The following is an 8,047-nucleotide window of genomic DNA, read 5'->3' on the forward strand; positions in this document are numbered from 1 at the left end:
CAGCAATCAGGCTGGCCTCCGCCAGCTCTTGGGTCAGCGCTACGGCCAGCCTGATTACTGCCTACCGTGGACGTCCATCGCCGACCTAATGCAATGTTGCGGACGGCGCAGACTGTCCAGATAAGGCAATGAGTTCCTCGGCGGCGTAAGCTGCAGAACCAAATCGGTTCTTGAGATTGCGGTCGAGGCGACTGGCATGGCCGGTCCAATGCGACAGCTCGTGCGCGAGCGTCGCGTAATAGTGGTCGAAGCCCGAGAAGAGATGCGCGGGCGGCATTGTCACCCGGTCAGCCACAGGCTCATAATAGGCTTCGTCGCCCTGATGCCGCAGCACGGCCGGAATACGGGCAAAGAATGAGTCGAGTTCAGCCTGACGGCCCTCGGGCTCCACCACCTCAAGCGTCGCGGCGGGATGGAAACGCTCGGGCAGACCTTCGACCTGATCAGCATTGAAAACCGGATAGGCCTTCAACACACGACGACTTTCGTCGGTTTTTTCGCCGGTGTCGGGGGCTTCGACTTCCTTGGTGTAGCTCTTGTAGAAGATGGCGATGGTGGATTTTTCACCCTTGCGCACCTGTGCGCCCAGTTCATTGGCCTGATTGTAGGTCATCCAGAACGGCGAGGCGTAACCGCACATGTCGGCAACCATCCAGAGCCAGAATACATTCATGCCGCGATAAGGGATGCCGCACGCCCGCAATGGGCGCGAGACTGGCACACCGCGCCATGGCTTGATCCAGGGCTTCGTGCCGGACTCGAGGCGGGCGATGATTTCCTGGGTGATACGGGTAGCAGGCGACACTGCGCCGCTTTGTCCCTTGCGATAGGCCATGTTGGATCTCCTGAAATGGCCTGACGACAGTTCCGTCGGTCAGTGCCGGAGATCCCGGAGCCCCCTCCGCTCTCTTTCCATGAAGGAAGCGGCCCCCCGGCATGTGCCGGAGGACCGCTTCACCGTGGCGAGCAGCCGTTCCTGTCAGGAGGAGGTCAGGCGGCCAGCTCGCTCGGGGGCTGATTGTCGTCGTTGGCGACGAAATCCGCGTCGGGACTTTGCGCATCGTTGTCGGCAGGAATTTCCGGCTGGTCGGCAAAGCGCATGACTTCAGGCACCCAGGCGAGGGCCCTTTCCCGAACTTCGACCTCGGTGATGTAGGTCCCCGCGAAGACGCGCTCGGCGCTCATCGCAAGATCGCCCTTTTTCACCGATGCGAAGCGTGAGGACAGTTCCAAACCGCCAACATCGGTGAGCGCATCAAGGATGACCTGCTTTGAGACGCGGTCGAAGTAGTTTGCCGCGGTCGGACGCCACCATTGCGACATGTCAATGCCGATCGTGCTGCCCAGATGATCCTGAAACGTGATCTGACGTTCGCCTGCCATGTTGAGACTCGCCTCGAGCGTGCGAGCGACGACGAAGCCGAGCCATGCTGCGCGGCTTTCATCGGCGAGTGCCCGAAACATCTTGAAGCGCGACGAAGCGTCTTCGCCAGATCGCCAGCTCTCATCGAGACCAGAGCGCAGGTCCGCAAGGGATGCGCTTGCCGGCGCATCCTTCGCTTCGAACCCGACAATCGGACCCGCAGGGACGCCGCCACGCAGGGTCGTGGCCGCGCGCGACCGCCAGTCGTGGGTGTCGGCATCCGCGAGGGTGAAGACCATGATGTCAAGCGAAAGGCCGGGATCCGAGGCCACGTGGAGCGCGAGCACGTCACGACGTTGCATCGCAAGTTCGTCGACCAGGCGCTTGGAAAGCGCTGCACGGCGTTTGCCATCACTGCCGACACTCGCAACGACTTCGACGACATCTTCGTCACCAACGACTTCGATGTCGCGCTCGCCGTAGAACACCGGCTGGAGAACCGGTGTGCCGTCGCGCGAGAGAACGAGGATCATTCCGGCATCGGCCTTCAGTTCGGGTGCCAGCTCCGGGGGCTTTGCCCGAATGTCCTGGCATTCGCGCTCGATCGCTTCGATCGTCGCCTCGGCCGCAGCAATTGCTTCTTCGGCGCTGTCTTCGTCCTCAAGAATGGCCGCATGCTCGTCGTACGAGGCATCGAGCTCGTCAAGGCGGGCCAGTTCGGCGTCAGTCAACGGAGCCGGCTCGGCTGGAAGTCGAATGAGGCCTTCGACGAGATCGTGACTGGCATAGGCGTCAAGCGTCGGCTTGACCCAGGCAAGACCCTGTTCTGCTGCGAGCGCCTTGGCGCGCTTTTCCATCTCCTCCGCGGCGAGCGTTTCCAGAAGCGCGACATCGACCCAGGACTCGCTGTCATCGTCGTCGAAGAGTTCGCGTTCGATCCGGCCACCTGCAGCGATATAGGCTTCGCGACCGACAAGGCGGGCCCGAGCATCGTTGCCGCGAACCGTGCCGGAGAGCACCATGCGCCGGATACTGTCGGCGCTGGGCGCATAATAGCCCGAAGACGCCTGTTCATAGACGCGAGCCTGAATTTCCTGGTCGGAGGTCGCGCCGAAAGCTTTGGCGAGATCGAGAGTGATTTCGCCGGCCGCCAGTGCATCGAAGACGACGGGTGCAAGGGTGGCGAGACGCAGACGGCCTTCAACGAAGCGGACCGTCAGTCCGAACCGGCGCGCGACGTCCTCCGTCGATGCACCTGCCTCGATCAGGGCAGCGAACGCCTGCGCTTCGTCGGCCGGGTTCATCGCGAGGCGATGGAAGTTTTCGGCCAGGCTCGTTTCGACTGCGATTTCCGCATCGTCATCAAGCACGAGGCAGATAACCTCGTAGCCCTTCGGAAGGACTTTCTCTTCGGCAAGCGCCAGCAAGGCGCACCGGCGGCGCTCTCCGGCTTCGACCTCGAATTTGCCACGAGCAGCAGGCCGAACGATGAGGTTCTGCAACAACCCATGGGCTGCGATGCTCGCTTTCAGTTCGGAATCTGCGGCTGGGTCACCGTGACGGCGCACATTGCGAGGGGACTGGACCAACTTGGCCAGCGGGATCGACTTGATCATGGAACATACTCCTGAATATGAGCACGGGCATCGACCTTCGACGCCCATTCGGCTCAAACAGAAGCAAGCCCCCTTCCCTCTCTATGACCGCGGGTGGGCCGATTGCGGTCGGCCCGTAATTGAGAGCGAAATGCCAGAAAGCTCACGTCGACGGGCGTGTGCGTTTCCTCCCTTCACCACGGGAGGTTCGAACTGAGGACGGCTCACAACGACGTGCCGCACGCGGCGACCAGGAAGAACGCGCGCTTATCCTGCCCACCCGGGCAGACCGGACACGCATGGAATTGCGGGCCGAACGCAGCCGTCTAGCGGATGACCTGCTCGCACTCCTCCGGCGAAAATACGTAAACTGAGACATGGCGAGGGAGAATGAAGGGTAGATGTCAGACAGCTAGTAACGAATTGGCCGCAGCCCCAACTCGTGCCAGCCTTCACATGTAATAGCGAAAGTCGGGCTGATCTCGCTCGGCATAGCTAACGTGCTTCAAAACCCGTCCGACTTCCCGCGCTGCTCGGATGGGGATGGGAAGTGCGTGATCGAATTGGGTCGAGTTCCAATTCATCTTGGTTAAGGCAAGGATTTCGGTAGCTATTTCGTCCAGCGAGGTTTCACATTCATAGGGCCGAAGCTGTAGTGCGTTGGGCATTCGTGCGCCCGGGTAGGTGCCGTAGTATGGGACGCTACCCCGCGTGTAGAGGATGCCGTCGTTTCCAATGCGGACGAAGCTCCCCCTGAGCGCGGGGTAATCACCTTCCCGGAAGAGGGCTACATGGCCACCTTCCGATACCCAAACCATATCAGTCATGGCGACGCGCATCTCTTCGATAGCTTCTGCGAAGCCACGAGATTCGCTATTCTCGAAGCGGGACGTCTTCAGAATGACGATCCGGGCCGGCATCGTGCGGTGATGCTCAAAATAAGTCTCAAGCGAGCGCTTGACGAGATCGCAAGCATCTGCGCGGGCCAGATAGGGGTGCTTTCCTGGCCGATCAGTACGAGCCCTCGCTCCGCGAAGGATCAGCCCTTTACCCCGCTCGTCAAACATCTGAGCGGTGCTTGTCCAAAGCCGATGGCCGTCCAGGTCCCGATAAAATCCGATACCAAGATAGCATGTTTCATATCCGTCGGATTTGGGTAGACGCCACGGCACGCGACCGGCCTTGTAGAAAATCGCGTTGAGCAGGTTCCAAGCCCGCGTAGCTGGGCCTTGCACCTTGCGCTCAGTGGTTTTCATCTTCCTGGAAAGCTTGAAGGCGTCATCCCAGACCGAAGGCCAAGCAATCTGCGTCGGCACGCTAAGGCTCAACGCCTTTGCCTTGAACAGATCACGGAAATTGAGCTCGGTAGGGCCGGCTTCCTCCTCATCATCGTCATCATCATCTTCGGACACGATGCTACGTGCGTTGACCACCTTTTCGATCAGAACTTTCGGTAGGGCGATGACGATCACCTCGGGACGCGAAGTGCCCTCAAGCAAAATGCGCGCCTGCACGATCAGCAGATCGACAGCGGCGCGAACCGCTTCCTCGTGGTTCCTTATCGCAACAATCCTCTTTATCTCGGATTGAAGAACCGTCTGGCAGGCTTCCCGAGGCACTTCGAAGCGGCAGCGAAAGGGGTTCTGGTTTCCAAGCCCGGGGAAATCTGGATGCAAATTCCCCAGTTTTTCATTGTCGCTCGGGATACCTTGCATCGCGCGGTCGATGTATTTGGCAAACCCATCGACCGTATCAGATGTGCCTACCACTCCGATCCGAATCAGGTCGCCAGGCTTTGGCTGCAGAGGGCCGTGGCGCATCAATCCGACACGCGGGTCGAGGAACAGGCCGCCATCCCCAAATTCGAGATCTGGCTCGGGAATACAGCGAGTTTCGAATGTGAATGTCACACGCCTACTCCCAACTCCCCCTGTGTGGACTCATCGTCCTGAACCTTCATCCGTTTGGCGTTCGGATCTGTTTCGGACCAAGCGTTCTCAGGAACGGCCGCTTCCATGGCTACGGGTTCAACGACGTTGAATGTCAGAACCGGGCTGACTTCCTCGGCTTCTTGAAAAAGATCGAACTTCGCGTGCGGCTGAAGATCAATTCCTGAAAGCAGAAAACGGAACATCATCATCTGTCCGCGTATCGATCCGTTACGATCGAGCCTCTTCTTCCCAGCAAGGAGATCGGAGGCGAACCTATGAGGACGGAAACCGTCTTCGGTGAACACAAAGGTTGGGGAAATCGATAGAAACCAATTGCTTCCGATTTGCTGGAAGCGAGGTGAGAAAGCGTGGTGGCGAAGGTAGTTGACCTGTCCTTTACGTTTTCCCTTCTTGTAGTCGTAAACTTGGACGACCGTCGCGGATGTCGTTTCGCGCAGGGATCGATAGAAATATCGCCTCGGCTGATACCTCTCTTCGGCCTTGAAATAGAAGAGCCGGGCTTTTCGGTCGAAAGCGAGGATATCCGAGAACTGTTCAGCCATTGTCCGACGCAGCAGTTCGATCATCATCACCGCATCATCATGATCATCGCTAATCGACACGTCTTCCGTATCGACTTCCTCGACCGTGTCGATATCGACAATCGCTTCGAGCGGTGTACCTTCGGGATTGCGAAAGGACAGAAAACGGCGGCCGCGAATAACCCAATCGAAGTGATGGCCGTCAGCGCGCAACAACTCCGGAACCGCGTCACGGCCCGAGGCAAAAGGACTTTCGCCAACGAAGATCGATGAAGGCAGTCCGACGTGCATCAGATTTAGATGCGCTTGCTCGCCCACTCGAAGCGATGGGAGGAATGTGCCATCCTTACCGCGGCGGACTGCCATTGCAGCCAGGCGCTCGATCGAACTGGAATCGAGGCGATCTCGATCCTTGCGAAATTTGAGGCGCCGTTCATCCCCTTCCTCTCCAGCCTCAACGTCGCGCCAATAGAGTGATCCGTCTTCCTGTCGGTAGAGGATCAGTGCGACAGGGAGACTGCAACGCTTCCAATAATCGATATCCTGCTGGCGAACGCTGTATTCAAACTCGTCGTCACTTTCGCCGACATATTTGGTGGACTTCGTCGTCTTCACTTGAACTGCGACGGTGAGACCGGTCATGGAGCGCGTAACGGGATCTCGAAATTCGATCGTCCCATCGATGCCCGTTTCTAGGCGCCCACGGCCTTCGAAAACGTGGCCGAGCTCAAGAATCTTGCTTTTGACTACGGTTTCACCCAACTCGCCAGTCAGCTGGTTGTCCGTGAGAGTCTTCATCGAAGGCGCGGCCATGAGAACATATCAAGAATATACGGTGCCGAGGCCTTCGTAGCAAGTTCTTGAAAACGCGTTTCCACCGCTAGGTAGGAGTGACGCCAAGGCCGCTTTCAATGCTGTGACGCGAAACAGAGATCTTAGGTAGGAAAAGGGAACGAGGGCAGAATCAAACAGTTCATTGACTGGTAACCTTCCGCAGAATATATCAACTAACGGAGAAAACCATGCAGCAGGCTTGCTACTACAGCCCGGCGGAACGCCAGCAGGAGAAGGAGCGTCAACGCGCTTCCGACGCCGACGACCTGCGTTCTGGCCGTATTTCGCGCGACGAGATGCGTGCCCGCAATGGTTTTTTCTCCTCGCTGGACATCGTCGAATCGTCGATCATCTGCGAAGAGGCTTTCGCCTGAATCAAGCAGTTCTACCTGCCAAGATCGTCTATGATCTAGCAAGCATCCTGAAATTGAGTGACGATGCCTTCATCGTCGGAGGCCAAGCGCTCAACCTGTGGGCAGAGCGCTACAGCCATGTAGCCGAGCTCGATGCCTACGGGCCCTACACATCCAAAGATATTGACTACTTTGGTCAGCGCGAAGCCGCAGAAAAGCTTGCAAACGCTCTTGGTGGTTCCGTTGCCATCCCCGACACCGACAACCACACACCGCAGACGGCCATAGTGCATGCTGAGATCGATGGGCACCCGATTGAAATCGATTTTCTCTGGCATGTCATGGGCGTCGATGGCGCCAAGCTAAAGAAGCAAGCCATCCAGATAAGAATGAATGTCAGGATGACTGAAGGGACGGCTGAGCTCCATGTCCCAATAATGCATCCCTTTCATTGCCTGCAAAGCCGCCTAGCCAACGTTGTCCAGCTCAAAAGGGAAACCGACCTGGCCCTTAATCAGCTCAACGCTTCACCAATTGTTCTGCGCGAATTTCTTCTCGAGCAATTAGATAATGGCCAAAGCAAGCACGTTACAGGCGTTCTTCAAGCCCTCTATGATTACCTTTCGAGCGACATCGTAGGCCGCAAGGCGCACAAGCACATGCGCAACGATCCTTCAGCGGTCCTCGATACATTCCAAAATGACGAGCGCCTTGACGAACGCTGGCGTGAAAAATCTCTGCATTCCATGCGAGCTTCGTTAGCCAGAAAGCGCACGGCATGGGGCATAATGACCGAGCGAATTAAAGAAGCATTCAACCGAAAGCGCGAGAACGCCCGATCTTGAGCCAATTTGATGTCAGCTTTCAAGGCCAAGTGCAGGTTATTTGATACACCTTTGAGGGGCGCAAAGCTGCCGGAGTCGCCGCAGCGCAAGCCGGATGTTGGATCTTCAGTCAGTGTCCACCACTCGAAACACGGCACCTGTTCCCGCGTCTCGAACCAGATCGACACCCGTTCCATCCCAGTGGTAGTCGAGGTGACGTCCCTGAGTGGGGTCGGATGCACAATCCGGGTAGAACAATCCGACACACTCACCACCCGAATGCCGGATGCTCGGATAGACAACACCTTCGGCCCCGTCCCCTTTGAGCGCAACAGCGAGAGCTTGCGATGCAGCATAGTTGTCGGGATCAAGCGCGGGATCGCCTGCGGCAAGGCTCCTGAGATCGTGAAAATCGGCGCTTACCGAAAGGATGATCTCACGGAACTGTGAGGTCCAGCCTGGCGCTTCTACAGTGCGAGTGTCAAACGGCGTTCAAAAGGGACCCCCGATCGGCGTCGAAGAGGGACCCCTTTTCGGATATGATGTTGGTTTGTTGAAGATGGCCTTGCGCTGCGTGCGGCGGAGGGCGGGCGTAGCCCGACCGG

6 protein-coding genes and 1 pseudogene are annotated in these 8,047 nt (G+C 57.9%); 2 read left to right on the plus strand and 5 right to left on the minus strand.

Translation table 11 applies throughout. The features are described 5' to 3' along the window. Positions 1–85: 85 nt before the first annotated feature. The 4 genes from ENE74_RS17850 to ENE74_RS17865 all read right to left on the minus strand — a co-directional run bounded on the left by ENE74_RS17850 (position 86) and on the right by ENE74_RS17865 (position 6,229). Positions 86–835, minus strand: coding sequence for an ArdC family protein (locus tag ENE74_RS17850; RefSeq protein ID WP_127692222.1), 750 nt, complete (start codon positions 833–835; stop codon positions 86–88). A gap of 155 nt (positions 836–990) precedes the next feature. Continuing rightward, a complete protein-coding gene (locus tag ENE74_RS17855; protein ID WP_127692223.1) occupies positions 991–2,979 on the minus strand; it encodes a ParB/RepB/Spo0J family partition protein in 1,989 nt (662 codons plus the stop codon). Between the two features lie 431 nt (positions 2,980–3,410). Beyond that, entirely contained in the window at positions 3,411–4,868 is a 1,458-nt protein-coding gene (locus tag ENE74_RS17860) for an argonaute/piwi family protein (RefSeq protein ID WP_127692224.1), read from the minus strand. Beyond that, positions 4,865–6,229, minus strand: coding sequence for a DUF4365 domain-containing protein (locus ENE74_RS17865; RefSeq protein WP_164847545.1), 1,365 nt, complete (start codon positions 6,227–6,229; stop codon positions 4,865–4,867). Before ENE74_RS17865 ends, ENE74_RS17860 begins: the two co-directional genes overlap by 4 nt. Positions 6,230–6,453: 224 nt before the next feature. Here ENE74_RS17865 and ENE74_RS17870 point away from each other — a divergent pair, with 224 nt between their 5' ends. Together ENE74_RS17870 and ENE74_RS17875 are read left to right on the plus strand one after the other, a co-directional pair. Next, a complete protein-coding gene (locus tag ENE74_RS17870) occupies positions 6,454–6,639 on the plus strand; it encodes a hypothetical protein (protein ID WP_007013849.1) in 186 nt (61 codons plus the stop codon). Positions 6,640–6,692: 53 nt separating this feature from the next. Further along, complete coding sequence (locus ENE74_RS17875; protein ID WP_127692226.1) at positions 6,693–7,463, plus strand: hypothetical protein; 771 nt, start codon at positions 6,693–6,695, stop codon at positions 7,461–7,463. Between the two features lie 105 nt (positions 7,464–7,568). On the opposite strand, the pseudogene ENE74_RS17880 reads toward ENE74_RS17875, so the two are convergent. Beyond that, positions 7,569–7,928 (minus strand): annotated as a pseudogene (locus ENE74_RS17880) (RES family NAD+ phosphorylase); the annotation flags it as partial. Between the last annotated feature and the right edge of the window lie 119 nt (positions 7,929–8,047).

It is taken from the genome of Sphingobium algorifonticola, from assembly GCF_004005485.1.
Taxonomy (GTDB): Bacteria; Pseudomonadota; Alphaproteobacteria; order Sphingomonadales; family Sphingomonadaceae; genus Sphingobium; species Sphingobium algorifonticola.